This window comes from Pseudomonas sp. LF020 (assembly GCF_053456425.1).
Map to the genome: position 1 here is coordinate 421,136 of NZ_JBRFIX010000004.1, position 26,752 is coordinate 447,887.

At 60.9% G+C, this 26,752-nt stretch carries 22 protein-coding genes and 1 riboswitch; of the genes, 15 read left to right on the plus strand and 7 right to left on the minus strand.

Features of this window, described 5'->3' with window-relative positions; all coding sequences use genetic code 11:
- Window positions 1–176 precede the first annotated feature (176 nt).
- From ACU680_RS12450 to ACU680_RS12485, 8 genes are all read left to right on the plus strand, one after another.
- Window positions 177–512, plus strand: a complete 336-nt coding sequence (locus ACU680_RS12450) for a YceK/YidQ family lipoprotein (protein WP_448179576.1) — start codon at window positions 177–179, stop codon at window positions 510–512.
- A gap of 5 nt (window positions 513–517) precedes the next feature.
- Complete coding sequence (locus tag ACU680_RS12455; protein WP_448179577.1) at window positions 518–1,372, plus strand: DUF3800 domain-containing protein; 855 nt, start codon at window positions 518–520, stop codon at window positions 1,370–1,372.
- 225 nt (window positions 1,373–1,597) lie between these two features.
- Window positions 1,598–3,355, plus strand: coding sequence for a carbamoyltransferase family protein (locus tag ACU680_RS12460; RefSeq protein ID WP_007967355.1), 1,758 nt, complete (start codon window positions 1,598–1,600; stop codon window positions 3,353–3,355).
- Window positions 3,339–4,469: a glycosyltransferase gene (locus ACU680_RS12465; protein WP_367082756.1), complete on the plus strand. Its 1,131-nt coding sequence runs from the start codon at window positions 3,339–3,341 to the stop codon at window positions 4,467–4,469. Before ACU680_RS12460 ends, ACU680_RS12465 begins: the two co-directional genes overlap by 17 nt.
- Complete coding sequence (locus ACU680_RS12470; protein WP_367082758.1) at window positions 4,469–5,365, plus strand: antimicrobial resistance protein Mig-14; 897 nt, start codon at window positions 4,469–4,471, stop codon at window positions 5,363–5,365. The genes ACU680_RS12465 and ACU680_RS12470 overlap by 1 nt, the downstream gene beginning before the upstream one ends.
- Window positions 5,366–5,373: 8 nt before the next feature.
- Window positions 5,374–6,810: a PIG-L deacetylase family protein gene (locus tag ACU680_RS12475; protein ID WP_448179578.1), complete on the plus strand. Its 1,437-nt coding sequence runs from the start codon at window positions 5,374–5,376 to the stop codon at window positions 6,808–6,810.
- On the plus strand, window positions 6,807–7,961 hold the full coding sequence (locus ACU680_RS12480) for a glycosyltransferase family 4 protein (protein WP_367082761.1): 1,155 nt from the start codon (window positions 6,807–6,809) through the stop codon (window positions 7,959–7,961). The genes ACU680_RS12475 and ACU680_RS12480 overlap by 4 nt, the downstream gene beginning before the upstream one ends.
- Window positions 7,962–7,993: 32 nt before the next feature.
- The gene (locus ACU680_RS12485; protein ID WP_424798764.1) at window positions 7,994–8,878 is read left to right on the plus strand and encodes a glycosyltransferase; all 885 of its coding nucleotides are present in this window, start codon (window positions 7,994–7,996) and stop codon (window positions 8,876–8,878) included.
- 18 nt (window positions 8,879–8,896) lie between these two features.
- Here ACU680_RS12485 and ACU680_RS12490 read toward each other — a convergent pair whose 3' ends face one another.
- Both ACU680_RS12490 and ACU680_RS12495 read right to left on the minus strand, forming a co-directional pair.
- Window positions 8,897–10,114, minus strand: coding sequence for an acyltransferase family protein (locus ACU680_RS12490; RefSeq protein ID WP_367082762.1), 1,218 nt, complete (start codon window positions 10,112–10,114; stop codon window positions 8,897–8,899).
- Window positions 10,114–11,976, minus strand: coding sequence for an O-antigen ligase family protein (locus ACU680_RS12495; RefSeq protein ID WP_448179579.1), 1,863 nt, complete (start codon window positions 11,974–11,976; stop codon window positions 10,114–10,116). Before ACU680_RS12495 ends, ACU680_RS12490 begins: the two co-directional genes overlap by 1 nt.
- A gap of 153 nt (window positions 11,977–12,129) precedes the next feature.
- Here ACU680_RS12495 and msbA point away from each other — a divergent pair, with 153 nt between their 5' ends.
- From msbA to hldE, 4 genes are all read left to right on the plus strand, one after another.
- Complete coding sequence (gene msbA, locus ACU680_RS12500) at window positions 12,130–13,932, plus strand: lipid A export permease/ATP-binding protein MsbA (RefSeq protein ID WP_007967369.1); 1,803 nt, start codon at window positions 12,130–12,132, stop codon at window positions 13,930–13,932.
- A 171-nt stretch (window positions 13,933–14,103) separates the two neighbouring features.
- On the plus strand, window positions 14,104–14,808 hold the full coding sequence (locus ACU680_RS12505; protein WP_448179580.1) for a sulfotransferase family 2 domain-containing protein: 705 nt from the start codon (window positions 14,104–14,106) through the stop codon (window positions 14,806–14,808).
- Window positions 14,801–15,412, plus strand: coding sequence for an adenylyl-sulfate kinase (cysC, locus tag ACU680_RS12510; protein ID WP_448179581.1), 612 nt, complete (start codon window positions 14,801–14,803; stop codon window positions 15,410–15,412). The genes ACU680_RS12505 and cysC overlap by 8 nt, the downstream gene beginning before the upstream one ends.
- Before the next feature lie 102 nt (window positions 15,413–15,514).
- Window positions 15,515–16,936, plus strand: coding sequence for a bifunctional D-glycero-beta-D-manno-heptose-7-phosphate kinase/D-glycero-beta-D-manno-heptose 1-phosphate adenylyltransferase HldE (hldE, locus tag ACU680_RS12515; RefSeq protein WP_007967376.1), 1,422 nt, complete (start codon window positions 15,515–15,517; stop codon window positions 16,934–16,936).
- Between the two features lie 85 nt (window positions 16,937–17,021).
- On the opposite strand, the gene ACU680_RS12520 is transcribed toward hldE, so the two are convergent.
- The 4 genes from ACU680_RS12520 to ACU680_RS12535 form a co-directional block, all read right to left on the minus strand.
- On the minus strand, window positions 17,022–17,990 hold the full coding sequence (locus ACU680_RS12520) for a hypothetical protein (RefSeq protein WP_007967378.1): 969 nt from the start codon (window positions 17,988–17,990) through the stop codon (window positions 17,022–17,024).
- Between the two features lie 31 nt (window positions 17,991–18,021).
- Complete coding sequence (locus tag ACU680_RS12525; RefSeq protein ID WP_448179582.1) at window positions 18,022–18,834, minus strand: aldo/keto reductase; 813 nt, start codon at window positions 18,832–18,834, stop codon at window positions 18,022–18,024.
- On the minus strand, window positions 18,831–20,006 hold the full coding sequence (locus ACU680_RS12530; protein WP_448179583.1) for an NAD(P)/FAD-dependent oxidoreductase: 1,176 nt from the start codon (window positions 20,004–20,006) through the stop codon (window positions 18,831–18,833). The genes ACU680_RS12525 and ACU680_RS12530 overlap by 4 nt, the downstream gene beginning before the upstream one ends.
- Before the next feature lie 146 nt (window positions 20,007–20,152).
- Window positions 20,153–20,485: a DMT family transporter gene (locus ACU680_RS12535; RefSeq protein WP_003221050.1), complete on the minus strand. Its 333-nt coding sequence runs from the start codon at window positions 20,483–20,485 to the stop codon at window positions 20,153–20,155.
- 102 nt (window positions 20,486–20,587) lie between these two features.
- On the opposite strand from ACU680_RS12535, the gene ACU680_RS12540 reads away from it, so the two are divergent.
- Window positions 20,588–21,490: a LysR family transcriptional regulator gene (locus ACU680_RS12540; RefSeq protein ID WP_448179584.1), complete on the plus strand. Its 903-nt coding sequence runs from the start codon at window positions 20,588–20,590 to the stop codon at window positions 21,488–21,490.
- Between the two features lie 11 nt (window positions 21,491–21,501).
- Window positions 21,502–22,776: a lipid IV(A) 3-deoxy-D-manno-octulosonic acid transferase gene (gene waaA, locus ACU680_RS12545; protein ID WP_448179585.1), complete on the plus strand. Its 1,275-nt coding sequence runs from the start codon at window positions 21,502–21,504 to the stop codon at window positions 22,774–22,776.
- Between the two features lie 147 nt (window positions 22,777–22,923).
- Here the strand turns inward: waaA and ACU680_RS12550 are convergent, their stop codons facing one another.
- On the minus strand, window positions 22,924–24,357 hold the full coding sequence (locus ACU680_RS12550) for a TolC family outer membrane protein (protein WP_448179586.1): 1,434 nt from the start codon (window positions 24,355–24,357) through the stop codon (window positions 22,924–22,926).
- Window positions 24,358–24,563: 206 nt separating this feature from the next.
- Window positions 24,564–24,669, plus strand: a riboswitch (TPP riboswitch).
- A gap of 146 nt (window positions 24,670–24,815) precedes the next feature.
- On the opposite strand from ACU680_RS12550, the gene thiC reads away from it, so the two are divergent.
- Window positions 24,816–26,705: a phosphomethylpyrimidine synthase ThiC gene (gene thiC / locus ACU680_RS12555; RefSeq protein WP_448179587.1), complete on the plus strand. Its 1,890-nt coding sequence runs from the start codon at window positions 24,816–24,818 to the stop codon at window positions 26,703–26,705.
- The last annotated feature ends 47 nt before the right edge of the window (window positions 26,706–26,752 follow it).

Below are 26,752 nucleotides of genomic sequence, written 5' to 3' on the forward strand. Positions count from 1 at the left end.
GCATTCCCTTGTAGGAGTGAGCCTGCTCGCGATAGGGCGTTCAATCCCCAAAAAACTCCCGTTGAGCAATAGCGGACAAACTCCACTGACTTGTCCTACAGCTTCTCCAGAAGCCATGAACTGTGCCCGCCCCAGCCCCGGTGCTAGCTTGCCCTGACCACTTTGGAGGGCAAGACTTGACCATCAAAAACGCCGTAACACTCAGCACCTGCGCATGGCTTTTATCCGGCTGCGGCACCGCCGCTTCGGTAATGCAAATGGACGCCGACGTCGCCCGCGACCTGCGCAAACAAAAGACCTACTGCCAATCGATTCCACGGATCTACAGCGGGTTGGCGTTCGATTTCTGCGTACTGAATGCCCCACCTGACCCTACCGGCGTGCTGCTGCCGTTCGTGCTGCTGGACCTGCCGTTGTCCGGGGTGCTGGATACGGTGATGTTGCCGTATACGATTTATCAACAGGTCGTGGATGGCAATATCGGCATCTATTGGCGAACAGATCGCGGGTAACTGTTTTGCAATTTTCTCTGTTTGAAAACCAGAGCGAGTCGCAAGCGATTGTTGAAGCGGCAGCGCTCTTGTATCCGTCCGGGAGATACAGCGACTACATCGTCTATGTTGATGAAAGCGGTGATCAAGGGATGCAGAAGCTGGATCCCTATTACCCTATATTCGTGCTTGCTTTTTGCGTCTTTCACAAAAGGCATTACTGCGAAAAGGTCATTCCGGCCGTCCAGAAATTCAAGTTCAACCATATGGGGCACGATCTGATCGTGCTGCATGAGCTCGAGATTCGAAAAGAGAAAGGTGCATTCTCCAGCCTGTTCACTTCGAGAATGCACAAGCATGCCTTTCTCGATGAATTGACCGGCATTATCGAGGCCATCAATTTCGTCCTGATCAGTTGCGTCATCGACAAGGCCTTGCTGCGCGAAAAGCAGGCATCTGCTGACAACCCCTACCACTTGGCTCTCGGATTCTGTCTGGAAACGCTGCATGAGTTTTTGCAGGAAAAGCATCAACATAAAGTGTTAACGCATATGATTTTCGAGCGGCGAGGCAAGCGGGAGGATAACGAGCTTGAGCTGGAGTTTCGCAGGGTTTGTGGCGGGTCTAACCGATTGGGGGTTCAACTGCCGTTTGACATCGTCTTCGCCACAAAACAAGTCAATTCCACCGGATTGCAGCTGGCTGATCTTGTTGCAAGGCCCATCGGCATGAGTGTTTTGAGGGCGGGTCAGGAAAATCGCGCGTTTGATGTGCTCAGGCGCAAGTTCTATTGCAGCGGTGGGCGGAATAAAGTTGGGAAAGGTTTCGAGAACTGGGGGTTGAAGGTTTTCCCTCCCCCAGAAAGCGAAAAGCCCCGGTGATCTCACCGAGGCATTAGCGCCGACCGGGATCCCCCAGCCCATTTGCACGGAAGTCTATGTTGAGAGGCTCGGGAGTGTCAACGCGAAGGCTGGCCAGTTCCGCTAGAGGCTTGTCGGCGCTTTTACGCTATAATCCCGCCCTTTAGCTGTCTCTCGCCCGGTGCGAGGGCACATCAATTTTCGAGGCGCATCGCGCCTGAATGCAGACTAAAGAGGCTAGACCCTGTGGCATTGACGATTCTTGGCCTGTCCGGCGCCCTTAGCCATGACCCTTCAGCCGCCTTGTACATCGACGGCAAGCTGGTGGCGGCGGCTGAAGAAGAGCGCTTCGTCCGCGATAAGCATGCAAAGAACCGCATGCCCTACGAATCGGCGAAGTTCTGCCTGGAACAGGCCGGTATCAAGCCGTCCGACGTTGACGTGGTGGCGATTCCGTTCGCCCCGATCAGCCTGTTCGGCAAGGCCCGCTGGCACTATGCCAAGCGTTACTGGTACGCACCGGATCGCGCCCTCGATGCGATCTTGATGGGCAACCGTCGCTACAAGCGCTATCGCAACAAGATCGTCTGGTGCCTGGAGCAACTGGGTTTTGATCCGAAGAAGATCAAGATCGAGCCGGTCGAGCACCACCTCGCTCACGCCTCCAGCGCCTACCACTGCTCGGGTTTCAAAGAGAAAACCGCGATCCTCGGCATCGACGGCAAGGGCGAGTACGCCACGACTTTCTTCGGTTATGGCGAAAACGGCAAGATCCACAAGATCAAGGAATTCTTCGATCCCGACTCCCTCGGCGGCCTGTATGGCGCGATTACCGAGTTCCTCGGTTTCGAGATGCTCGACGGTGAGTTCAAGGTCATGGGCATGGCGCCGTACGGCGACGCCAGCAAATACGATTTCTCGCGCCTGGCCTCGTTCGAGAACGGCGAGTTGGTGATCAACACTGACTACGCCAACGTGATCGGCCTGCGTCGCTACAAAGAGAAGGGCAAAGGCTTCTACTTCTCGCCAAAGCTGATCGAATGGCTGGGGCCGAAGCGCGAAGGCGACATCGCCGACGAACCGTACATCCACTACGCCGCGAGCATGCAAGCGCTGTTCGAGAAACTGGCGCTGCAGATGATCGATTACTACCTGGGCGACGTGCTCAAGGAAACCGGCAAGCTGGCCTTCGCCGGTGGCTGCGCGCTGAACGTCAAGCTGAACCAGAAAATCATCGCCCGCGATGACATCAAGGAACTGTTCGTCCAGCCTGCGTCCGGCGATGCCGGCACCGCGGTCGGCGCAGCAGCCTATGTGTCCCACGCCCGTGGCGTGCCGGTCGAGAAGATGGAACACGTCTACCTCGGCCCGTCGTACAGCAACGAAGACGTGATCGCCGCGTGCGCCCGTCACGAGAACAAGCCGACCTGGCGCAAGCTCGACAACATGCCGGAGCAGATCGCCAAAATCATGGTCGATGGCAACCCGGTGGCCTGGTTCCAGGGCCGCATGGAGTTCGGTCCGCGTGCACTGGGCGGTCGTTCGATCATCGGTTGCCCGAGCGTGGCCGGTGTGGCTGACCGCATCAACCACCAGATCAAGTTCCGCGAGCGCTGGAGGCCTTTCTGCCCGTCGATGCTCGACACCGTTGCACCGCAGATGATCAAGATCGATCACCCGGCGCCGTTCATGACCTTCACCTTCGAAGTGGCGGAAGAGTGGAAGACCCGCGTGCCGGAAGTCGTCCACGAAGACGGTACATCCCGTGCCCAGGTGCTGAAGCGCGAATACAACCCGCGCTACTACGACATGATGAAGGCGCTGGAAAACCTCACCGGCAACGGCGTGTCGCTGAACACCTCGCTGAACCGTCGTGGTGAACCGATGATCTGCTCGCCGACCGACGCCCTGAACATGTTCTTCGGCTCCGATCTGCAGTACCTGATCATGGAAGACATTCTGGTGGTCAAAGAGGGCGCAAACGCTTATGACTCGCTCGGCTGAACGCCATGTGCTGCAGTTCTGTCACGGCTATGACGGGCCGTTCCTCGACTGCGCACGGCAGTACGCCAGCCTGTTCGCGGGCACCGGTTATCGGGTGACCACGGTCTTTCTGACCGGGGCCGCCGATAGCGAGGTGGCCGCAGCGTGTGCTTCCGATGAAGTGTTGTTCATGGAATACAGCTCCAAGGCCATTCGTGGCCTGAAGCTGGGCGCCATCGGCGATCTGCGCAAGATCGCCGCTTCACGCAATTTCAGTTTCTGCATCGCCCATCGCTTCAAGCCGATCTACATCGCCTTGCTCGGCACGTCACTGCCGGTGATTGGCGTGCACCACGCGTTTGACGATTACAAACGCGGCACGCGCAAGCTGTTCGCGCACATTTTCCGCAAGCGTCTGAGTCTGCTCGGCGTCTCCGATGCCGTGCGCGACGACATGCGGCGCTGTCTGCCGAAATGGCCGTCGACCCGCATCCAGACCTTGTACAACCGCATCGATGTGCCGGCCTTGCAGGCCAGTCAGGTGTCGGCCCGCGAAGCCCGCGAGACCCTCGGTCTGGCGGCGGATGCGTTCATAGTCGGCAACGTCGGACGGCTGCACCCGGACAAGGATCAGGCCACCTTGCTGCACGGTTTCGCCGCGGCGTTGCCGGGTTTGCCGGGCAGCAGCCAACTGGTGATTCTCGGCAAGGGCCGTCTGGAGCAGGACCTCAAGGAGCTGGCCCGGGAACTGGGTATCGGTGACCGGGTGCTGTTTCTCGGTCAGGTACCGGACGCGCGCAACTACTTCCGCGCCTTCGATGTGTTTGCCCTGAGCTCTGATCACGAACCGTTCGGCATGGTATTGCTGGAGGCCATGGCCGCCGGCGTGCCGTTGCTCGCCACGGCCTGTGGCGGGGCCAAGGAAGTGGTCGAAGGCGTGGGCATTCTGTTCCCGCTGGGCGATGCCGAACACCTTGCACAAGGCCTGCAACATTTGGCCGGTATGGATGATCAGCAACGCCGGCAGTGCGCCGAGCTGATGCTCGATCGCCTGCGTGAGCGTTTCTCCGACCGTGCGGTGCGCGACACCTTCTGGCGTCTGCCGCAAGTTACCGAACTGGCACCGAGGGGCTGATGCTCAACCGATTTCAAGGCTGGCGCGAACGTGGCTGGTCGCCCGTTGACGCCTCCACCTATGCCACCGCCTGGCAGCGTTTTGGCGGCAGCGTCGCGACGCATCCGATGGTGGTCGAACGTCTGGCGGATCTGGCCGGCATCCCGGTGCGTTATCTGGCATGGGAACAGGACGGCGAAGTCAAAGCGGCGATCCCGACCTGGGGCCGCGATCTGGCATTGTCCAAAGACGTGCTCAAGCGCAATGGCAAGAAAGGCCTGTTCGACCTCGGCAATGCCGAGCTGATCCTGCCGGCCGCCGCCGATGCCCAGGCCCCGCTGCGTCATCGCGCACGCTATCTGTCGGCGCTCAACGAAAACCGCTTCAGCGGCCTCAAGTTGCAGACCGAACAACTGGCCATGGCCCGCACCCCCGAAGAGCTGTCGAAGAAGTTTCGCTATAACCAGCGCCGCGAATTGCGCCTGCTGGAAGAGGCGGGTGGCGTGGTGCGTGCAGTCGGCGAGTTCTCCAGCGCCGAACTGGCGGCGATCTACTGTGATCTGTTCCAGCGCCGCTGGGGCTTCCCGGCCACCGGCGCGGCGCGCATGGCCGAAGTCATCGAGCTGCTGCGCGAGCTGCTGATCGGTTCGGTGATCTTCCTCAACGACGCGCCGATCGCCATTCAACTGGTGTACCGCGTCGAAGCGCCGGAGTGGATCAGCGTCGAGTACATCAACGGCGGCGTCGATCCCGAAACCCGCGAATTCAGCCCCGGCAGCGTGTTGAGCTTCCTCAATACGCAAAGTGCCTGGGAGCATGCGCGGGCGCTGAACAAGCCGCTGCGGTTTTCCTTCGGTCGCGCCGACCGTGAATACAAGGATCGCTGGTGCAATCCTGTGCCGGTGTTCACCGTATGAGTCAGCCCATGAGCCGCAAACAGCAACTGCTCAAGCGTCATCGTCGCAATAAACGCATCACCTTGCTGATCGCCCTGATCGTGTTGATCGCGCTCGGGGTGCTGGTCGCGTGGTGGTTACCGCTGGTGCTCGCGCTCGTCGGGTGGGTCGCCCACGAGGCGTGGTTTGCCGATCATTTGTTCTATTCGCCGAAAGACGATTACCAGTACAGTTTTCCACCGTTTACACCGCAGCCGAAGGTGCATTTGAGCGGCGAGCAATTGCGTCTGGATGACGGCGTGATGCTGGTCGACGAAGCGACGTTGATCCTCGCGGTAAAAGTCAAAAGCACTTGGCTGGGACGCTTTTTCGATCCGCGCGTCGAACTGCTCGGCGGGGCGCATCCGGATGTGCAAACCTTCGAGCGCGGGGTCAATGGCCTGCGCTACCTGAACCTCAGCGGTCAGGCGCAAGCTCTGTCGCAAGGCCAGTTGCGCCTGCGCGGGCGGTTCTGCCGAGTGACCGGTGAGCCGCTGCTGTGGGCATTGGAGCAGCCGGACTACCGCCGTCAGCGGGTGATGGTGATTGCACCGCACGCCGACGATGCCGAACTGGCGGCGTATGGCTTGTACAGTCAGGCCGATGACGCCTGGATTGTCACCCTGACTGCGGGTGAGATCGAAGCCGAACACTATCAGCAGATGGGCATGAACAAGGTCGAGGCGGCGCGGCTCAAAGGCCGTCTGCGTGCCTGGGACAGCCTTACCGTGCCGCGTTGGGCCGGTGTGCCGCAGGAACACTGCGTACAACTCGGTTACTTCTGCCTGCAACTGGCGGCGATGCAGGCTGCGCCGAATCAGGCGGTGGGCTCGCGCGAAGCGGATCTGAATGACACGCGCCTGTTTCGTCAGTTGAATCCGTTCACTCTGCCGGGCGATGCCGATGGTGCGCCGACCTGGAACAACCTGCTGGCCGACCTGCGTGAAGTGCTGCTGCGCGCCCGTCCGGAGGTGATCGTGCTGCCGCATCCGACCCTCGATCCGCACCCTGACCATATCTGCGCCCAGCAAGCGGTTTTGCAGGCGCTCCAGGGTCTCGACTGGCAGCCGGCGCTGCTCGGTTATGCCAACCATTTGCATGACAACGACCGCTGGCCGATGGGCAACACCGGGCAGGGCATTGCCTTGCCGCCGGCCTTCGATGCGGCGGTGCCGATGCAGCCGCTGTGCCTGCCACTGTCCATCGAGCTGCAACGGGACAAGGCCATGGCGCTGGGCATGATGCATGACCTGCAGCCGCCGGCACCGTTCAAGCGGCGTCTGCGCCGGATTATCCAGCGTGTGCTCGCCGGGCGGGCCGCGTCGGTGTACGGCGAAAACGAATTTTTTCGAAAAGCGGTCAGGCGCCAGGAGTTGTTCTGGCTACTGAAGCACGGTGAGACAGGCGTCCAGCGGGGAGAGTCATGAGTCAACGGTCCAAGGTGTTGCAGCTGCAACCCGACTACAACGTCAAAGCCCATGACTTTGCCGACCTCGCCGAGCAGATCGTCAAGGCGCTGCCGAGCGATCGCTATGAGATCACCGCGGCTTTCCTGCGCGGCAAACCGGGGCCGGGCGAGCCGGTAAGCCGGGCCGACCATTCGGTGTACTTCGAGTTTTCCGACAAGTCGCTCAAGGGTATGCGCCTGCGGGCGATGTGGCAGCTGTACAAGTTCTGCCGCCGGGAAAAGTTCGACGTGGTGATCTGCAACCGCTTCAAACCGGTGAACATGATGCTGGCGCTCAACCGCTGGTTGAAGGTGCCGCTGTGCATTGGCATCTCCCACGGTTTCGGTGAGTACGATCGCTTCTACCGCCGTCGTCAGACCCAGCGTCTGATCGATCGGCACTGGCGCTTCGTCGGTGTGTCGCCAGCGGTCAAACAATACTTGCTCGATTGCAATTGCGGCTTCACCGACCAGAACACCTATGCCATTACCAATGCCATCGATATCGAGCAGGCGGAAGGCTTGCAGCACAGTCGTGAGAAAGCGCGTGAGCTGCTGGGCATCGATCCGCATGTGCGCTTGATTGGTGCGCTGGGGCGATTGGTGTCGGTCAAGGGCCACACCTACCTGTTGCAGGCTTTCGCCCAACTCAAGGACAAGTACCCGAATACGCAGTTGGCGATCATTGGCGCCGGGCGTTTACAGGCGCCGCTGGCAGCCGAGATCGAGCAACTGGGTTTGAGCGGCCGTGCGCACCTGCTGGGTTTCAAGGAAAACGCGCTGCAGTACGTGCGTGCGTTCGACATCTGGACCATGCCATCGCTGGCCGAAGGCCTGGGCCTGGCCTTGCTCGAAGGCATGAGCGGACACCTGCCGGTGATCGCTTCGAACGTGCCGGCGATGTTGCCGCTGATCGAAGGTGCCGGTGGTTTGGCGATCACGCCCAAGGACGTGCCGAGTCTGGTCGCCGCGCTGGATAACTATCTCGCGCTGTCGGACGACGAACTCAAGGCCAAGGGCGAGCAGGCGTATCGCTATCTGCAGGAACAGCACGACATCGAGGTGTTCCGTCAGGAATACCTGGACCTGATCGACTCTGGCCTGGAGCAGGCCCGCAAGGAGCAGCCGTGAGCGAAGAGAAAGCCGTGAGCGAAGAACAAGCCATGAGCGAAGCCAACGCCCTCGTCACCGTCATCATCGCCTCGTACAACCACGGCCCGTACATCGAGGAAAGCATCCTCAGCGTCCTCAACCAGAGCTACAAGAACATCGAGTTGCTGGTGGTCGATGACGGTTCGAAGGACGACAGCGTCGAGCGCATCAACGCGCTGCAGGCGCAGTACGGCTTCGATTTCCGTGTGCAGCAGAATCAGGGCCTGACCAATACCCTCAACGGCGCTATCGCCCGTTCGAAGGGCAGCCTGATTGTGCCGTTCGGCTCCGACGACATCATGTATCCCGAACGTATTGCCACCCAGGTGGCATACATGGACGGCAAGCCTGAAGTCGGGATCTGCGCCGGCAATATCGAGCTGATGCACGCCGACGGCAGTCTTTATCCAGAGAAGCGTCAGCGCCGCGACGTGCCGTTCCGTCGTCTGGATTTCGACGACATGTTCCTCGAGCGCAAGCCGTATCCGCCGGCGCCGACGCTGATGATTCGTCGCGAGGCGCTGGAGAAGGTGGGAGGGTTCGATCCGACGATTCGTCTTGAAGACCTGTACATCGAACTGAAGGTGACCCGTGCTGGCTACTTCATCGACGGTTTGAATGTGGTGATGGCGCGCTACCGCAAACACGCCACCAACTCGTACAAGAACCATCGCTTCATGATCGAGAACATCCTGCGCACCTATGCGCTGTTCAGCGATCATCCGCTGTACGACGAAGTGCGCTTCAAGGCGCTGAACTCGATGTTCCTCAAGACCGCCAACCGCAATCGCAAGCTGGCAAGGGAGCTGCTGGCGCAGATCCCGTTCAAGGCCTGGAACAAGAAGACCTGGCGCGGACTGGGGCGTTTGCTCTTTTCCCCACTGGAAAAGGACTGAGCCGACAGTCGCTCGCGCTCAGCGAGCGACCTTCTCCGGCAGGCGCTTTTCGCCCTTCTGACGCTGGCGCAGCCAATGCACAACCTTCTTGCCGGCAGCCATGCCCGGCTGCTCGATATAGAGAAACGTCGCGCTGCTGATCAGAATCAGCAAGCACGTGCAGACGGCCACCAGGGGCAGGTACACCGCCGTTTCCCGCGCATCGATATCCAGCAGCAGCGGCAGCCGTTGCACCATCAGCCACAGCACGAAACCGTGCAGTAGGTAGGTGCTGTAGCTGATCTCGCCGAGCCAGCGAATACTGCGTGGTTTCAGCGCGCCGAACAGATTATTGCCGGACGCCACGATCACGAAAAACAGTCCCAGCAGAAACAGCGGTGCAGTCTTGAATGCCCGACTGAACGCGGTGAATGCAATCACCAGCGCGAGCACGGCGATGATGCTCGCCAGACGCGACTGGCTCCACGCCACGAGCGCCGGTCGGCGAATCCAGTAGGCGGCAGCGATGCCACCGAGGAAACTCGCCAGAAAGTGTTTTTTCAGTGAATGCTCCCAGCCGATGACCTGGTACAGCGCGTAGATGCCGATCAGGCACAGCACCACCTGCAACCAGCTGCCGCGGTAGATGAACACCAGTCCGGCGAGTGGCAGCGCCAGATAGAAAAACACCTCATAGGCCAGCGTCCACGTGACGTTGGATATCAGCATGCCGGAGTGACGGTACTGGTTGATGTCCGGCCGGTCGAACGTCAGCCAGGCGAGAACCTGCTTGAACAGTTCCAGACCGGGTTCTTTCAGTTGCCAGTCCTGCAAGTGGAAGACCGACACGAACACCAGCACCATCAACGGCAGGTACAGCGGATACAGGCGGAAAACCCGTGATACGCCGAACGCCAGCCAGTCGTGGTTGCGGCCTTGCGCGAGCAAGCGGCTCCAGAACAGAAATCCGGTGATCATGAAGAACAGCGCCACGCTGCCCTGACCGAGCATCGAATAGAAATTGCTCGGGGGGAAGTCGATCACACCGGTGCGCAGGAAAATCCAGGTGATGATCGAGTGGTGCACGAATACGCCAAACGCCAGATAGCCGCGCAGGCCGTCGATGCTGGCATAGCGGCTTTCACCGGAGTGCTGCAGATACCGGGCTATTTTCGGTACCGCGCGCAACAGCAGGGCCGAAGTCACGATGGCCAGCAGATAGGCGGCCAGTGCAAATAGAGGATTGGTTTCGTTCATCATTGAACCCGGGCCGGGGCGTTGCCGGCCAGCACTTGCCTGTGCAGATTTTCAACCGCGGATTTGGACGCCGTCACGGCGTATCCCTGGAGCAACGCATCGAGGTGATCCTCGAACAGCCAACGTTTGTCGACAGTGTAACGTTGCATATGACGCAAATTGCGTTGGCGCAGGGAAAGACTGAGCGGGGTAGGGTAGATGCGCAGGTCGGCGAGATCGATCAAGCCGAACTCGCCGTCTTCCAGTACCAGTACGTTACCCAGGTGCAGCGAGCGGAAATAAACGCCTTTCTCGTGCAGTTGCGCCATGAATTTGCCGAAACGCTCCACCAGCGCCTGGCGCACTGCCGGGGCAGTAATGCTTTGCAGCACCTGACGCAGCGTGTGCCCCGGTAGCGGTGCGTAATGCACGGCGCTGCTGCCATCGTCCAGACGGTAAAGATTCAATATTTGCGGGGTCGGAATGCCCATCTGGCGCAGCTGTTCGCTGTTGACCGCGAAACGTTCGGAGTAGGGATTGAAGCTGCCGGAGGTGTACCAGCGGCGACGGCGGAACAGCTTGAGGAAGCTGCCGTCGGTCAGGCGCAAGACTTTCGGGCCGAGGCCGTCTTCTTCAATGATCTGGGCCGCGCTGCTCATGTGCTCCAGGTCAGCGGTCGCCAGCTTTTGCACCGGCTGGGCCAACAGACGCCGCGCGCGTTGATTGATGCTCAACGCTGCGATCAGTGCCAGCGGGATCCACAACAGGAACCAGTGCTCCTTGGGCCGCGAGATGATTCCGCCGCCCTCGGTCAGCCCGGCCCCGATACCGAATACCAGCCAGGTCGAGGCGATGATCAGCAGTGGCTGCACACGCTGGCGCCAACTGCTCAGCAGGCCCCACAGCAGGAAGAACAACCAGGGCAGCAAGCCGATGATGCCGACGTAATACAGCACGCCCAGGATAAAGCTGTGCGGTTCCTGAAAACTGACGCCATTACCGGGGTCCACGGCAAGGGTGGCGCTGTAGCCATGACCGATCCATGGATGATCGGCAATCATGTGCAGTACCTTCTGCCAGATTTCCAGGCGATAGGAGTCGCCACGTTCGGTGATCATCTGCGAAAACAGGGCAATGACTGTTACGCCGCTCAGAGACAGCGCGATCAGTAACCCCACCGAGCGCCGGTTCCAGCAAATGAAGCACAGCCATATCGCAGCCATGGTCAGTGCCACCAGCGGTGTCCGGGAACCGGTGCCGATCACGGCCATGAACATGATTGCCATCGCCGGCACGCTGAGCCACATCATCTGGCGACGCTTGCAGGTCATGGTCACGCTCAGCCAGTAGGCACTGAAGAACCCGAACAGGTGCGAGCTGAGCAGCGGATTGTCGAAGGCGCCGCCGCCGATCAGGCGCATCCCCGGCTCATAAACCCGGGCGAACATGAACAGGAAAACGCCGGTAGCAATCAGCGCGACCAATGCGGCGCCGAACAGCAAAGGTTGCAGGATGTCGCTGCGGTAGCGTACCAGCAGGTAGCAGCCGGCAAACAGCAGCAAGGTATGCAGTGGCGGCTTGAACATTCCACCGAGCGGCTCACCGCCCGGCCCCCAGGCGAGGCTGAGCAACGCCCAGGCGGCGAACAGCAGGGCCGCGATGAAAATCGGCTCGCGCAGCAGCTCCTTGAGTTCGCGTGGGCGCAGGCACAGGGCGATCAGTGTCGGAATGCTGAACAGGCCATAGAACAACTTGTGATGCAGACTTCGACCCGGCAAGAAGAACAGCGCGCACAGGAGCAGGAAATAACCGGTGGGAAGAATCCACAGGCTAATGAAATCGAAAATCCGATTGGACGTACTGCTGAAGCCGCGAAGTTGCATGCTGTGAGATTCATTCCTGAGGTTGATCGACCATTCGAGTGATGGCTATTTGATGCAGAAGAGGTGCATAACAATAACAGCCTTTCGCCGATTGCCAGAACCCTGAAGAAGCTGTGCTAAAGTCAGCGTCCTTTTTATCGACTTTCGCGTGATATGACCGATTCCAGTCCCGCCGCAAGCCCATCGAGCTTGAAAATCTACTTCCGCCTGCTCGGCTATGTCCGGCCGTACATCAGTCTGTTCCTGATCAGCATCGTCGGCTTTCTGATTTTTGCCTCGACTCAGCCAATGCTCGGCTACATCCTCAAGTACTTTGTCGATGGCCTGTCCAACCCTGAAGCGGTGCTGTTTCCCTCCGTGCCGTACCTGCGCGACCTGCAACTGCTGCAGGCCGTACCGTTGCTGATCATTCTGATCGCCGCGTGGCAGGGGCTGGGCTCCTATCTGGGCAACTACTTCCTGGCCAAGGTTTCCCTCGGGCTGGTGCATGACTTGCGCGTGCAGTTGTTCAACAACCTGCTGGTACTGCCTAACCGCTATTTCGACAAGCATAACTCCGGTCATCTGATTTCGCGTATCACCTTCAACGTGACCATGGTCACGGGGGCGGCAACAGATGCGATCAAGGTCGTAATCCGTGAAGGCATGACGGTGATCTTCCTGTTTGCCTCGTTGCTGTTCATGAACTGGAAGCTGACCCTGGTGATGGTGGCGATCCTGCCGCTGATCGCCGTAATGGTGCGCACCGCCAGCAAGAAATTCCGCAAGCAGAGCAAGAAGATCCAGCTGGCGATGGGCGATGTCACGCATGTCGCCTCGGAAACCATCCAGGGTTATCGCGTGGTGCGCAGCTTCGGTGGCGAGGCCTATGAAGAGAAGCGCTTCCTCGATGCCAGCCAGGGCAACACCGACAAGCAACTGCGCATGACTCGCACGGGTGCGATCTACACGCCGATGCTGCAACTGGTGATCTACACCGCCATGGCCGTGCTGATGTTCCTGGTGCTGTACCTGCGCGGTGACGCCTCGGCCGGTGACATGGTCGCCTACATCACGCTGGCGGGCCTGCTGCCCAAGCCGATCCGTCAATTGTCCGAAGTCAGCTCGACCATTCAGAAAGGCGTGGCCGGTGCCGAGAGCATTTTCGAGCAACTGGACGTCGAGCCGGAAGTCGATACCGGCACCGTCGAGCGCGATGCGGTGAGTGGCCGTCTGGACGTGCGCAACCTCAGCTTCACCTACCCTGGCACCGAACGTCAGGTACTCGACGACATCAGCTTCTCGGTCCAGCCGGGGCAGATGGTCGCACTGGTCGGGCGTTCGGGCAGCGGCAAGTCGACGCTGGCCAACCTGATTCCGCGTTTCTATCACCACGACAAGGGCGAAATCCTCATCGACGATGTGGAAGTCGAACAGTACAAACTGCTCAACCTGCGTCGTCACATCGCTCAGGTGACCCAACACGTCACCCTGTTCAGCGATACCGTGGCCAACAACATCGCTTATGGCGATCTGGCCGGTGCGCCGCGTGAAGACATTGAAAAAGCCGCGCGTGATGCCTACGCGATGGACTTCATTTCGCAACTGCCGCAAGGCCTGGACACTCAGGTCGGCGAGAACGGCGTATTGCTTTCCGGTGGCCAGCGCCAGCGTCTGGCGATTGCCCGTGCGCTGCTGAAGAATGCGCCGCTGCTGATTCTCGACGAGGCCACCTCGGCACTCGACACCGAATCCGAACGGCACATTCAGGCGGCACTGGATCAGGTGATGAAGGGGCGTACCACGCTGGTGATCGCTCACCGTCTGTCGACCATCGAGAAGGCCGATCTGATTCTGGTCATGGATCAGGGGCGTATCGTCGAGCGCGGCACCCACGACCAGTTGCTGGCGCAAAATGGTTACTACGCGCGCCTCAACGCCATGGGCCTGGATGCCCCGGCCGAAAATATCGCCTGATTCCAGGCCCTGCCCTGTGGGAGCGAGCCTGCTCGCTCCCACAGTCGTTTGTATCCAGACCTTTACCCTTCTTGACCAAACCGGAATAAATCCGGGCATCGCGCTTGTTAAGGTTCCTCAACGAACTCTGACTTTCATCGAGGGGGCCATCCCCGTCGCGCGGGTGCTTTCATGCTGCAACGCTATCTCTGGAAACTGCTGCCCAAGCCACAGCGGGCCTTTCTGCTCGGGCGCCTGTCAGTAGTCGATCGGCAGGTGGTGAACAAGTCGATGTCAGCCAACCTGACGTTTCCCCAGCCCTTCCAGCAGCGCTCCTGCCTGTTTATCCATGTCCCGAAATGCGCCGGCAGCAGCGTTTGCACGGCACTGTTCGACGGCTGGCGTCCCGGGCACTTGCCGTTGTACTGGTATGAAGAGCAGTTTCCCGAGCAGTTCGCCAACGCCTTCAAGTTCGCTTTTGTTCGCGACCCGCTGGAACGTGCCTATTCGGCCTACGCCTTTTTGCGTGGCAACGAGTTGAGCGCCCGTGACCATCCGGCGCAACGGCTGGTGCGGCAGTACCGCGATTTCGACGATTTTGTCGCGCGCTGGCTGCATCCGGAAACGATTGCCCGGCAATTGCACTTTGCCGCGCAGACCGACTTTCTGACGGACTCGCTGGGGCATCTGGCGCTGGACTTCATCGGTTATCAGGAGCACCTGACGCGGGATTTTCGTCTGGTTTGCGAACAGTTGGGGCTGACTGGCGAGTTACCTCACGTCAACGGCTCGCGGGAACGGCAATCGGCGCCGGCGCGCGAGTTCTGTTCGGTGCGCACCCGGCGTCTGGTGCGTCGGGTTTATCAGCGTGATTACGAGTTGCTCGGTTATGAATGAGTCCCTGTCACTGCCGCTACAGACGCTCGCCATTCGGCCTTACGGTCTGGCGCTTTCGCACCAGGCCCGGGCCGCGCTCAAGGCGCAACGCCCGCGTTGCCTGTGGTTGACCGGGTTTTCCGGCGCCGGCAAGTCAACCCTGGCCAATGCCCTCGAACTGCACCTGCATGCGTCGGGTCTGCACACCTTTCTGCTCGATGGCGACAATGTGCGCAATGGCCTGTGTCGCGACCTGGGCATGAGCGACATCTGCCGCCGGGAAAACATCCGGCGCATGGCCGAGGTGGCACGGTTGATGGTCGACGCCGGGCTGATTGTGATCGTTGCGGCCATTTCGCCGTTCCGCGCCGAACGCGACGCTGCGCGCAGGCTGTTTACCCAAGGTGATTTCATTGAAGTGCACGTCAGTACTTCGCTGGAAGTCTGCGCCCGGCGTGATCCGAAAGGCTTGTATCAGGCCGTAAGGGAAGGTCGGATCAAGCACTTTACCGGCGTGGACAGCCCCTACGAAGCACCATTGGCAGCCGAGTGGCGGATCGACACCGAGGCGCTGAAATTGTCCGAATGCTGTGGACAACTGGCGGCACTGGTGCTCAAAAAATGATCAAAGTTACGGACTGTTTCATCCTGTTGCAGGCTGCACGCAAGCCTGCGCCAACCCTGTGTTAATATCGCGCCCCTGTTCATTTTGTATGTGGGTTGCTCCATGAAGTTGTCCATGCCGCGATTCGATCAAGCCCCAGTCTTGGTGGTCGGCGATGTCATGCTCGACCGTTACTGGCATGGTGGAACCTCACGGATTTCCCCTGAGGCACCGGTTCCGGTCGTAAAAGTCGAGCAAATCGAAGACCGCCCGGGCGGTGCTGCCAACGTTGCCTTGAACATTGCCGCGCTGGGTGCGCCGGCGTCGCTGGTCGGTGTGACCGGTGATGACGAAGCCGCCGACAGCCTGAGCAACAGTCTCAAGGGCGCGGGCGTGCGCGCGCTGTTCCAGCGCATTGCGCATCAGCCGACCATCGTCAAGCTGCGGGTCATGAGCCGGCACCAGCAATTGCTGCGTATCGACTTCGAAGAACCGTTTGCCACCGATGCGCTGGCCCTGGCCTCGCAGGTCGATGATCTGCTCGAAGGGATCAAGGTGCTGGTGCTGTCCGACTACGGCAAAGGCGCGCTGAAAAACCATCAGGCGCTGATTCAGGCGGCCCGGGCCAAAGGCATTCCGGTGCTGGCCGATCCCAAGGGCAAGGATTTTTCGATCTACCGTGGCGCCAGTCTGATCACGCCGAACCTCAGCGAATTCGAAGCCATCGTCGGCGGTTGCGCCGATGAGCACGAGTTGGTGAGCAAGGGCGCGACCTTGATGCACGATCTCGAACTCGGCGCGTTGCTGGTCACCCGTGGTGAACACGGCATGACCCTGCTGCGTCCGGAGCATCCGGCGCTGCATTTGCCGGCCCGTGCCCGTGAAGTGTTCGACGTGACCGGTGCCGGCGACACGGTGATTTCCACCCTGGCGGCGGCGATCGCTGCCGGTGAAGAACTGCCGCACGCGGTGGCGCTGGCCAATCTGGCGGCGGGCATCGTGGTCGGCAAGCTCGGTACTGCAGCGATCAGCGCTCCGGAACTGCGCCGTGCGATCCAGCGCGAAGAGGGTTCAGAGCGTGGTGTCCTGGGTCTGGAGCAACTGGTACTGGCGGTCGCCGATGCTCGCGCGCACAACGAGCGCATCGTCTTCACCAACGGCTGCTTCGACATTCTGCATGCCGGGCACGTGACCTACCTTGAGCAGGCACGCGCCCAGGGCGACCGTCTGATCGTGGCGATCAATGATGACGCCTCGGTCAGCCGCCTGAAGGGGCCGGGACGTCCGATCAACAGTGTCGACCGACGCATGGCGGTTCTCGCCGGCCTCGGTGCGGTGGACTGGGTGATCAGTTTCCCGGAAGGCACCCCGGAAAACCTGCTGCGCGAGGTCAAGCCGGACGTACTGGTCAAGGGCGGTGATTACGGTATCGATCAGGTTGTTGGTGCCGATATCGTCAAGGCATACGGCGGCACGGTGAAGGTGCTCGGTCTGGTGGAAAACAGCTCGACCACTGCGATCGTGGAAAAAATCCGCGGTCAATAAAGCCAAAAGATCGCCGCCTGCGGCAGCTCCTACATTGGAATGCATTCCAGTGCAGGAGCTGCCGCAGGCGGCGATCTTTTGCGTTTCAGGAACTGACTTTCTTGCGCGGTACGATCTTCTTCAGCAGTTGCTTCGCCTTGCCGCGCAACCGCGCCAGTCCAGTAGGTTTCTCCGGCGGGTTCAGACCCTGCTGGCGTAACCAGTCCTTCCAGCGAATCCGCTCCTCGCGCACCAGCCAGCCGTCCTGTCTGGCAAAACTTTCGGCCAGATACAGGCCGCGCGTGCCTGCCGGAGACAGCTGACCTTTCTTCAAGGTATACAGCTCGGCCAGCGGTTCGCCGTCCTGCAATGGCATCAGGTACAGATCGGGGCGTTTGCGGTCCAGTCGCGCCACCAGTTGATCACCTTCCAGACGTTCATCGACGTGAAACAGACTCAGGGATTTGGCTTCCTTGGGCACTTCCAGGCGCAAGTCGTAGATCAGTTGCAGCGATGCGGTGGGCAGGTGCACATAGGCCCGTGGCCGTTCGAGCAATTGCAGATTGGCGCAGCGCACCGGCCGCGCGGAACCGGACTGCGGCGTCAGGCGAAACGGCAGGGCCTCGCGATAATGCAGGGCGGCGGAGTAGGGCGCGGGTAGCCAGGTGTCGTTGAAGCGTCCGCCGAGCCAGCCTTCCGGGGTTTCCAGCAGACACTCTTCGGCAATTTCCTGAATCGCCGTGTGCAGCGGGATGTTCAGTTCTTGAGCAGGTACGTAGCCGGAAATCAGCTTGAGCACGACGTCTCCACGATCCTGCCGACGCTGGCGCACCAGCACCCAGTAATCGCGATTCTGCCACTGCAGGGTCAGGCGCACCGAGACCCCAAGGTTGGCCAGCTCCACCGCAAAGCGCTCGGCATCCGCCACACTTACAGGTTTGCGCCGCTGCAGGGTCTGGGCGAAATTCAGCGGCATGCCGACGCTCTGGTAGGTCAGGCCTTCGGGCGTGGCTTCGACGAACAGCGGCAGCGTCTTGAAGTTGCTCGGGTTCTTTCTGATGAGCGTGCGCGGCATGTCGGCTCCTGCTTAAGGCCGCGGGGCGGCGTCAGTGACCACGAAGGACCTGGGCAACGGTCGCAACGTTATGGGCGAGGTGCAGCGGATTGATCGTCCCGACAATAGCACTGGCCACGCCGGGCTGCTGGAACAACAACTCGAAGCTGGCGCGCACCGGATCCACGCCCGGACTCAGGCATACATGGCCGCTGGCCAGGGCTTTTTTCACCAGAATGGCTTTGCCGTGGGCAGCAGCATAGTCAATGACTGCCTTCTCGTTCTGTTCGTTCAGATTGTAGGTGACCATCGCGCAGTCCCCTTGCTCCAGCGCCTTGAGTCCGCCCTCGACCGTTTTGCCGGAGAAGCCGAAACCGCGAATCTTGCCCTCGGTCTTCAGCGCCGCGAGGGTTGCATAGACTTCGCTGTCATTGAGAATCGCCAGGTCGTTGCCGTCGGAGTGCACCAGCACCAGATCGATAAAATCGGTTTCAAGACGTTGCAGACTGCGCTCCACCGACATCCGCGTATGCGCCGCACTGAAGTCATGGCGCGACAGGCCGTCGGCAAACTCTTCACCGACCTTGCTGACGATCACCCAGTCCTGTCGCTGGCCGCGCAGCAACGGGCCGAGGCGTTCTTCGCTGCGACCGTAGGCCGGGGCGGTGTCGATCAGGTTAATGCCCAGTTCGCGTGCCTGTCTGAGCAGCATGCGCGCGGCATCGTCATCGGGAATCTGGAAACCGTTGGGGTATTTCACCCCTTGGTCGCGGCCAAGTTTGACCGTGCCCAGGCCCAGCGGTGAAACCATCAGGCCAGTGCTGCCCAAGGGGCGATGCAGTTCGTGCAGGGTCGCTACGCTCATGGCAACAGTTGCTCCCAGGCCGGTACGCCCATCGGTGGTTTGGGCAATGCCGGCAGTGGTTCGGTCGGTTGTGGCTGGATGCCGTCGCGCTCCAGCGCAGCGATGACCCGGTCGGCGAAGTCCGGCGCCAGTGCCAGTTTGGTCGGCCAGCCGACCAGCAGGCGACCCTCCTCGGCGAGAAAGGCGTTGTCCGGCCGGCTCAGGCCGGTTTGCAGCGGCTCGGCGCGATCCACGCGCAAGGTCGCCCATTGCACCTGGCTCAGGTCGATCCATGGCAGCAACTGGCCGAGTTCTTTCTGCGCGGTGGCGATCTGCTCGGCTGGCTCGCGGGCCACGCCGTCGCTTTCGGCAATGTCACCGCCCAGATACCAGACCCAGTTGCCGTCGGCGGCCGGGTGAGTGGTGACGGTAATGCGCGGCTTGGTGCCGCCGCCCAGGCAGTGGGCGTACAGCGGCTTCAGGCTGGGGCCTTTGGCGATGATCATGTGCAGGGGCCGACGTTGCATTTGCGGATGAGTCAGGCCCAGGTCTTCCAGCAACCGGGCAGTGCCGGCACCGGCACTGAGAACGATGCGCTGGGCGCGAATCTCGCGGCCGTCGACTCTCAGGCCGACCAGCACGCCCGCTTCCAGCAGCGGCTCGATGGTTTGCCCGGCGAGCAGACCGTCACCGGCCAGATCGGCCAGGCGCTGGATCAGGCTCGGCACGTCGACCACCAGTTCGGCGAGGCGGTAGACCTTGCCCTTGAAGCGCTTGTCTTGCAGGGCCGGCGGCAGTTGATCGCCCTTGACCTGATCGACGCGGCCACGCACGGCCTTGCTGGCGAAGAAACTGGTGAGGTTGCCGGCGAGGGTGCCGGGCGACCACAGGTAATGCGCTTCGGACAACAGGCGTACGCCGGACAGGTCCAGTTCGCCGTTGCCGGCCAGCGCTTCACGCCAGCGGCGCGGCATGTCGGCGATGGCTTCCGAGGCGCCGGTCAGCGCACCGTGCAACGCATATTTGGCGCCGCCATGGATGATGCCCTGGGACTTCACACTCTGCCCGCCGCCGAGGCTGGCGTTTTCCACCAGTACGGTCGAAAAACCCTGGCGGCGCAGACGCGCGTTCAGCCAGAGGCCGGCGACACCAGCGCCGACAATCAGAACGTCGGTGGAAATAACGGATGGCATGCAACGACCTCAGTGTTCAAGACGAGGGCGCAGTATACAGACTCGGGGATCGGAGCTCAGAGGCGAAAAAAGATCGCAGCCTGCGGCAGCTCCTACAGGGATATACATTCCAATGTAGGAGCTGCCGTAGGCTGCGATCTTTTTCTTCAGTGCCCTGCGGTTTTCGAGAACAGCTGGATGACCACCACGCCGAGCACGATCAGCGCCATGCCGAGCATCGCCGGCACATCCAGCTTCTGGCCATAAATGAACAGCGCCGCGACACTGACCATCACGATGCCCATGCCCGCCCACACGGCGTACGCCACGCCGACCGGCACCGTGCGCACCACCAGGGTCAGCATCCAGAACGCGATGCCGTAGCCGACGATCACCAGAATCAGCGGCAGCGGCGTACTCAGGCCTTTGACCGCTTTCATCGAAACCGTGGCGATCACTTCGGCGCAGATGGCGATAGCCAGAAAGGCGTAGGCGTTCATGTGTAGATCCTCATGTAAAACGTTGCTTGCTGAGGCGGCATTCTAGTCGCTCGTCAGATGCGGTAAAGTCATTACCTATCTGTTTTGAAGATGGGTTGCAGCATGAACACCCAGTGGAATCTGGAACAACTGCGCGCTTTTGTCAGCGTCGCCGAACAGCGTTCGTTTTCTGCTGTGGCGCGCCAGCAACGCAAGGCGCAGTCGGCGATCAGTAGCGCCATTGCCATGCTGGAGGATGATCTGGGCGTCAGCCTGTTCGAGCGTAGCAGTGGTCGCCAGCCCCGGCTCACCGAAGCCGGTGAAGCGCTGCTCGAAGAGGCGCGGGAGGTGTTGCGCCAATGTGAGCGCCTCAATGGTCGGGCAATGGCGATGATGCGCGGCCAGGAGGCGCAGCTTCGGGTGGCTCAGGATGAGGCGATGCCGTATCAGGCACTGGTGGAAAGCTTCGACGCGCTGGCCGGGCAGTTTCCCAGCCTCGAAGTGCAACTGACCAGCGCCGCCCAGGGTGAAGTCGCACGCAAACTGGTGGAGCGTCGCGCCGATCTCGGCCTGCTGTTCTATCACGATGAAATTCCCGAAGCGCTGGAGCGTCGGGTATTGGGCCGGGTGGAAATGGTCACCGTCTGCGGGATCAATCATCCGCTGGCGACGCAGTCCTACGTCACCTGCCAGCAACTGGCGCAACACCGACAACTGTTGATGTCGACGCAAACCAGCGTCTATCCCGGTAACGAAGCGGCCAGTCCGCAGGTGTGGCGCGCTGACAGCTTCTACGTGATGGCCGAATGGCTGGTGCGGGATCTGGGCTGGGCCTGGCTGCCCCGGCATGTGGTGCAGTACTCGGCCTATCAGGGGTTGATGGTCGAACTGGACAGCGAATGGACCCCGCCGGCGCTGGTGGTGGAACTGGTCTGGCGTCGGGATGAGCCTTTGGGGCCGGCGGCGCGCTGGCTGGCGGAACGTTTTGCCGTGCACTTGCGGGCGATTGGCGACAAAAGTCGATAAACTCCGCCGCCATGAATAGAACTCTCTACACCGCGCTGTTTTACCTGGGGCTGCCATTGGTGGCGATTCGGCTGTGGCTGCGCTCGCGCAAGGCCCCGGCATATGCCAAACGGATTGGCGAGCGCTTTTCCTGCGGGATGCCGTCACTGCAGCCCGGCGGGATCTGGGTGCACGCGGTGTCGGTTGGCGAAAGCATTGCTGCTGCGCCGATGATTCGCGCCTTGCTGCAACGTTATCCACAGCTGCCGATCACCGTGACTTGCATGACCCCGACCGGTTCGGAACGGATTCAGGCACTGTTCGCCAATGAGCCGCGCATCCAGCATTGTTATCTGCCCTATGACTTGCCGTGCGCAGCAGCGCGTTTTCTGGATCACGCCAAACCGAAACTCGCCGTGATCATGGAAACCGAACTGTGGCCCAACCACATTCACCAGTGCGCCAAGCGCGGTATTCCTGTTGCGCTGGCAAACGGCCGACTGTCCGAGCGTTCCGCCAGAGGTTATGGCCGCTTCAGCAAACTGACCGCGCCGATGCTCGCCGAGATGAGTTTTTTTGCGGTGCAGACCGAGGCTGAAGCCCAGCGCTTCCGCGATCTCGGCGCGCGTCCGCAGACGGTCGAGGTCACTGGCTCGATCAAGTTCGACCTGACCATCGACCCGCAACTGCTGCAGCGCGCCCATGAGTTGCGCGGCCAATGGCAGGCGCTGGAGCGCCCAGTGTGGATCGCTGCGAGTACCCACGAAGGCGAAGACGAAGTGGTGCTCGACGCCCATCGCCGGCTGTTGGCGAACTACCCGAATGCGTTGCTGATCCTGGTGCCGCGCCATCCCGAGCGCTTCAACTCGGTGTTCGAGTTGTGCCAGCGTGAAGGCTTTGCCACGGTGCGCCGTTCCACCGGTGCCAACGTCGAAGCGGACACTTCAGTGCTGCTCGGCGACACCATGGGCGAGCTGCTATTTCTCTATGCGCTGGCTGACAGTGCTTTCGTCGGCGGCAGCCTGGTGCCCAACGGCGGGCACAATCTGTTGGAGCCGGCGGCCCTGGCCAAACCGGTACTCAGCGGCCCGCACCTGTTCAACTTCCTCGACATCGCCGCGCAGTTGCGCGAAGCCGGCGCGCTGGCCGAAGTGGATGATGCCGAAGGGCTGGCGGTGGAAGTGCAGCGCTTGTTCGAATTGCCTCGCGATGCCCAGCGCATGGCCGAGGCGGGGCTGGCGGTGATGCGGCGTAATCAGGGGGCGTTGCAGCGGTTGCTGGATGGGCTGGGCAAGTTGATTCGCTGATTTGCACTCAACCTCTGTGGCGAGGGAGCTTGCTCCCGTTGGGCAGCGCAGCTGCCCCAGGCCCCGATACATCGAGTTGCCAAGTTTACGACTGCTGCGCAGCCGAGCGGGAGCAAGCTCCCTCGCCACAGGTATCTTGTTTGCTGTTTACGGGCGTGCCTTGAGCTGTGCTTCGGCTGCCTTGGCCAGATCCGGCGGCAGGAAATCCTTGTCCGGGTTGTAGTCGGCTTTCAGATAACGCCGCAGATCTTCCAGGTCACCCGGATTCAACGTTCCCGCCGCCTGCTTCAGGCGCAGGTTGTCGAGGATGTAGTCGTAACGGGTGTTGTTGTAGTTGCGCACCGAGGTGTACAGCTGACGCTGGGCGTCGAGCACGTCGACGATGTTGCGCGTCCCCACCTGATAGCCGATTTCCGTGGCTTCCACCGCGCTCTGGTTGGAGATGATCGACTGGCGGCGCGCCTGCACCTGCTCGACATCGGTGTTCACCGCGCGGTGCAGGTTGCGGGTGTTTTCCACCACTTGCCGGCGCAGGGATTCGCGCTGTTGCTCGCTCTGATCCAGTTGCGCATAGGACTGGCGCACTTGCGAACTGGTCAGCCCGCCGCTGTAGATCGGAATATTCAGTTGCAGCGCCAGGGTACGTTGATCGACGTTGCCACTGTACGGCGTACCGAAGGCGTTCGGGTTGGCAAAGCCGAGGGCGTCGTTGTCACCCTTTTCGTATTTGGCCACGGCATCGAGGGTCGGCAAGTGGCCGGCCTTGCGCTGCTTGAGGGTCTGTTCGGCGGAACTGACCGCAAAGTTGCTCGCCAGCAGATTGAGGTTCTGTTTGCCCGCGGTGTCGACCCAGGCCTTGGCATCGTTCGGTACCGGCGGCAGGATCGGCAGCGTGTGGACGATGCCCTGAATCGAGTTGTACTGACGGTTGGTCAGGGTGATCAGCGCTTCGAACGCATCGTCGACCTGACGCTGCGCAACGATACGGTTGGCGCGCGCGGTGTCGTAACTGGCTTGTGATTGCAGGACGTCGGTCTTGTCCGACAGGCCGACGTCGAAGCGCTCGTTGGACTGGTCGAGCTGACGCTTGAACGCGGCTTCTTCAGCCTTGGTCGAGGCCAGGTTGTCCTGACTGCGCAGCACGTTGAAGTAGCTTTCGGCCGATTGCAGAATCAGATTCTGCTCGGTGGCCGAGAGTTGCAGCGCGGCTTGTTCGTTGACGTCCTTGGCAGCCTGGTACTGGAACCAGCGGTCAGCGCGGAACAAGGGCTGGGCGAGGGTCGCCTGATAGGAATGCGCGCTGCGATTGGCAATGGCCGAAGGCTGGTCGATCGAGGTGCGCACATCCGCCACTTCGGCGCCGCCAGACAAGTTCGGCAGCAAGCCGGAACGGGCCTGCGGCACCACTTCTTTCTGGGCGCCGTACTGGGCGCGGGCGGCGGCCAGATCGGCGTTGTTGTCGACGGCTTCCTGATAGACGCTGACCAGATCGGTCTTGGTCGACAAGGGCGCTTCTGCTGCCCAGGCCATTGCGTTGGACGCACAAGACACGGCAAGAGCCAGTGAAAGTTTGCGCAGCATGAGGCGATCCCTAGCAAAAAATATTACGGAAATAATGTGCGCGCCAAGGCTACGGCGCGGCCCCGGCAGCGTCAAGGCGCGCAGGGCACAGCGAGTGTAGTTGCGCAATCGTGCGGCAACAATCCTGCAAGTCCCGCTAATTGCGCCATTCATCATGGTGTTTGCCGCGGTGTTGGCGTTCTTTGCCGGTTGTGTCTAGACTGGCCGGGTTCTTGTCGGGGTGCCTTGCTATGAGGCTGAGATCGAATAATTTCGGATCCCGTTGAACCTGATCAGGTTAGCGCCTGCGTAGGGAACAAGATTTCTCGTCACCCGGCGAGTCCTCTTGTGCTTCGTCCGGGAAATTGTTCGACAATCGAACGCTCGACGACGATGCACAGCACCAGTCCTGGTGCGTCCGTGCCTTTCAGGTTCTGCTCCGACAATCCACTGCCTGGATGCTGTCTGGAGAGCCCGTGATGACGACAAAAGCAAAAAACGCGATCAACCTGAGTGACTCGGCCAAGGTCGACGAGCAATCGGTCAAGCCGTTCACCCGTTCGCAAAAAGTCTACGTTCAGGGCTCGCGCCCGGACATCCGCGTGCCGATGCGCGAAATCACCCTCGATGTGACGCCGACCGACTTCGGCGGCGAAATCAACGCACCGGTCACTGTCTACGACACCTCCGGCCCGTACACCGATCCGAACGTGGTGATCGACGTGCGCAAGGGGCTGGGCGACGTGCGTTCGACGTGGATCGATGACCGTGGCGACACCGAGCGTTTGCCAGGCCTGAGTTCCAACTTCGGTCAGGAGCGCCTCGCCGACCCTGAACTGACCAAACTGCGTTTCGCTCACGTCAACAACCCGCGCCGGGCCAAGGCCGGGGCCAACGTCAGCCAGATGCACTACGCGCGCAAAGGCATCATCACCGCCGAGATGGAATACGTCGCCATCCGCGAAAACATGAAGCTGCAAGAGGCCCGTGCTGCCGGCCTGTTGACCCAGCAACACGCCGGCCACAGCTTCGGCGCGAGCATTCCAAAAGAAATCACCGCCGAGTTCGTCCGCGAAGAGATTGCCCGCGGCCGCGCGATCATTCCGGCCAACATCAACCACGTCGAACTGGAACCGATGATCATCGGCCGTAACTTCCTGGTGAAGATCAACGGCAACATCGGCAACAGCGCGCTGGGTTCGTCCATCGAAGAAGAAGTGGCGAAACTGACCTGGGGCATTCGCTGGGGCTCGGACACCGTGATGGACTTGTCCACCGGCAAGCACATTCACGAAACCCGCGAGTGGATCATCCGCAACTCGCCGGTGCCGATCGGTACCGTGCCGATCTATCAGGCGCTGGAGAAGGTCAACGGCGTCGCTGAAGACCTGACCTGGGAGCTGTTCCGCGACACGCTGATCGAGCAGGCCGAGCAGGGCGTCGACTACTTCACCATCCACGCCGGTGTGCTGCTGCGCTACGTGCCGTTGACCGCCAAACGCGTGACCGGCATCGTTTCCCGTGGTGGTTCGATCATGGCCAAGTGGTGTCTGGCGCACCACAAAGAGAACTTCCTCTACACCCACTTCGACGAAATCTGCGAAATCATGAAGGCCTACGACGTCAGCTTCTCGCTGGGCGACGGCCTGCGTCCGGGCTCGATTGCCGACGCCAACGACGAAGCGCAATTCGGCGAACTGGAAACCCTTGGCGAACTGACCAAGATTGCCTGGAAACACGACGTGCAGTGCATGATCGAAGGCCCGGGCCACGTGCCTATGCAGTTGATCAAAGAGAACATGGACAAGCAGCTGGAGTGCTGCGACGAGGCGCCGTTCTACACCCTCGGCCCGCTGACCACCGACATCGCGCCGGGCTACGACCACATCACCTCGGGTATCGGTGCGGCGATGATCGGCTGGTTCGGTTGCGCGATGCTCTGCTACGTGACGCCGAAGGAGCACCTCGGCTTGCCGAACAAGGATGACGTGAAAACCGGGATCATCACCTACAAGATCGCCGCCCACGCAGCGGACCTGGCCAAAGGGCATCCCGGCGCGCAGATTCGCGACAACGCCTTGAGCAAGGCGCGTTTCGAATTCCGTTGGGAAGACCAGTTCAACCTCGGTCTGGATCCGGACACCGCGCGTTCGTATCACGACGAAACCCTGCCGAAGGACTCGGCCAAAGTCGCGCACTTCTGCTCGATGTGCGGACCGAAATTCTGCTCGATGAAGATCACCCAGGAAGTCCGCGAATACGCGGCCAACCAGCGGATCGACGCGGTCGACGTGGACGTCGCCCAAGGCCTTGCGGAGCAGGCCGAGCGGTTCAAGAAGGAAGGCAGTCAGCTGTACAAGAAGGTTTGATCTGACCTGAAAGGCTCTGGGATGACCGGAGCCTCTGTGGCGAGGGA

Bases quoted from the DNA above. Each gene is read 5' to 3' on its own strand.
- ACU680_RS12490 (WP_367082762.1), bottom strand. From the start codon at position 10,114: ATGAACGAAACCAATCCTCTATTTGCACTGGCCGCCTATCTGCTGGCC.
- cysC (WP_448179581.1), top strand. From the start codon at position 14,801: ATGAATGAGTCCCTGTCACTGCCGCTACAGACGCTCGCCATTCGGCCT.
- ACU680_RS12535 (WP_003221050.1), bottom strand. From the start codon at position 20,485: ATGAACGCCTACGCCTTTCTGGCTATCGCCATCTGCGCCGAAGTGATC.
- ACU680_RS12465 (WP_367082756.1), top strand. From the start codon at position 3,339: ATGACTCGCTCGGCTGAACGCCATGTGCTGCAGTTCTGTCACGGCTAT.
- ACU680_RS12495 (WP_448179579.1), bottom strand. From the start codon at position 11,976: ATGCAACTTCGCGGCTTCAGCAGTACGTCCAATCGGATTTTCGATTTC.
- ACU680_RS12475 (WP_448179578.1), top strand. From the start codon at position 5,374: ATGAGCCGCAAACAGCAACTGCTCAAGCGTCATCGTCGCAATAAACGC.
- hldE (WP_007967376.1), top strand. From the start codon at position 15,515: ATGAAGTTGTCCATGCCGCGATTCGATCAAGCCCCAGTCTTGGTGGTC.
- ACU680_RS12505 (WP_448179580.1), top strand. From the start codon at position 14,104: ATGCTGCAACGCTATCTCTGGAAACTGCTGCCCAAGCCACAGCGGGCC.
- msbA (WP_007967369.1), top strand. From the start codon at position 12,130: ATGACCGATTCCAGTCCCGCCGCAAGCCCATCGAGCTTGAAAATCTAC.
- thiC (WP_448179587.1), top strand. From the start codon at position 24,816: ATGACGACAAAAGCAAAAAACGCGATCAACCTGAGTGACTCGGCCAAG.
- ACU680_RS12485 (WP_424798764.1), top strand. From the start codon at position 7,994: ATGAGCGAAGCCAACGCCCTCGTCACCGTCATCATCGCCTCGTACAAC.
- ACU680_RS12520 (WP_007967378.1), bottom strand. From the start codon at position 17,990: ATGCCGCGCACGCTCATCAGAAAGAACCCGAGCAACTTCAAGACGCTG.
- ACU680_RS12550 (WP_448179586.1), bottom strand. From the start codon at position 24,357: ATGCTGCGCAAACTTTCACTGGCTCTTGCCGTGTCTTGTGCGTCCAAC.
- ACU680_RS12525 (WP_448179582.1), bottom strand. From the start codon at position 18,834: ATGAGCGTAGCGACCCTGCACGAACTGCATCGCCCCTTGGGCAGCACT.
- ACU680_RS12530 (WP_448179583.1), bottom strand. From the start codon at position 20,006: ATGCCATCCGTTATTTCCACCGACGTTCTGATTGTCGGCGCTGGTGTC.
- ACU680_RS12540 (WP_448179584.1), top strand. From the start codon at position 20,588: ATGAACACCCAGTGGAATCTGGAACAACTGCGCGCTTTTGTCAGCGTC.
- ACU680_RS12470 (WP_367082758.1), top strand. From the start codon at position 4,469: ATGCTCAACCGATTTCAAGGCTGGCGCGAACGTGGCTGGTCGCCCGTT.
- waaA (WP_448179585.1), top strand. From the start codon at position 21,502: ATGAATAGAACTCTCTACACCGCGCTGTTTTACCTGGGGCTGCCATTG.
- ACU680_RS12480 (WP_367082761.1), top strand. From the start codon at position 6,807: ATGAGTCAACGGTCCAAGGTGTTGCAGCTGCAACCCGACTACAACGTC.